Genomic DNA, 1196 nt, shown 5'->3' with positions numbered 1-1196 from the left:
TGGCGGATTCAAGTCCGAAGTGCAACGCTAAGCCGCCTTTCTTAGCTCCGCAAACACCACCGAAGGTTGTCTGAACCCCAGACACTTGCGTGGCCTGCTGTTCAACGCTCCCTGATAGCGTTGTAAGTCTTCTTCTGTCACTGTCCGCAGGTCTGTTCCTTTCGGGATAAACTGTCTTAACAACCCATTCGTATTCTCGTTCAGCCCACGCTCATGCGAGGCATACGGATGGGCAAAGTACGTATCTGCGTTCAGTGCTTCTGCTATCGCCTTGTGCTCACTAAACTCTAGACCGTTATCGAACGTTATTGTGTGACATACATCCTGATACTCACTCAGCAGTGAGATAATGGCCTTACTGACTTCCACCGCATCCTTTGAAAACACCTTTTTTGTCAGGTAAATACGGCTTTTGCGTTCTGCCAGTGTCACGATAGCACCAGTGCCCTGTTTACCCTGCACCAAATCGGCCTCCCAGTCCCCCAGACGGCTACGGTCATCGACGACTGACGGCCGTAGCTCAATGGATACCGCGTCAGGGATGCGCCCTCGTTTCTGCCCGTAGCCCTTACGATATCGCCGTTTGCCCTGCCTAAGATGCCTGTACAACTCGCCACCGCTACGCTTATCCGCATAGATATACTGGTAAATCCATTCATGGCTGACTGCCAATTGCACTTATTTGCTCAGGACTCCACTTCCACTCCAGAGCAAATATCACGAAATCTATGGTCTGCTGAGGAATTGTCCTTTTGGCAGATGACAGCCGCCTATCACAGCACTTCTGGTGTGCCTGTTGTGGGTTATAACCAGTATCTGAAGTGTTACGCCTCAGTTCACGGGAGACCGTGGACTTGCTTACACCGATACGGATACCTATCTCATGGCAGGATAAATTATCCTCACGCAGTATCGATATCTGGTATCGTTGTCCTTCGGTTAGTTGCTGATACTTCATACTTACTCGCTCATCTTTGGTCGGAAGAGCAGGATAGCTTATCAGTAGCTAACCGTCCTTCCATCTAACATGACCGAGCGTTGCACTTATTATCTGAATTCGCGATTACTGTATGTTTCTTTCAATATCAATGCTGCTCAATCAGCAGATGAAACAATCGCTCCAATGAAACAATCTCAACAAGTTTCGGTTTACAGCGTAACAAGGCTTTGTTGAATAAATCGAACTTTTGCTGAGT

General features: G+C 48.3%; 1 pseudogene. It reads right to left on the bottom strand.

Annotated features, from left to right (window positions below):
- Positions 1-27 precede the first annotated feature (27 nt).
- Positions 28-958: pseudogene (locus FDX01_RS06335) on the bottom strand (IS30 family transposase).
- Positions 959-1196 lie beyond the last annotated feature (238 nt).

Origin of the sequence: Citrobacter sp. wls613, assembly GCF_005281195.1 — a bacterium.
Taxonomy (GTDB): Bacteria; Pseudomonadota; Gammaproteobacteria; order Enterobacterales; family Enterobacteriaceae; genus Citrobacter; species Citrobacter gillenii.
Note: the sequence above shows the minus strand (reverse complement) of the source record. Positions and strands in the feature narration are given on the sequence as shown.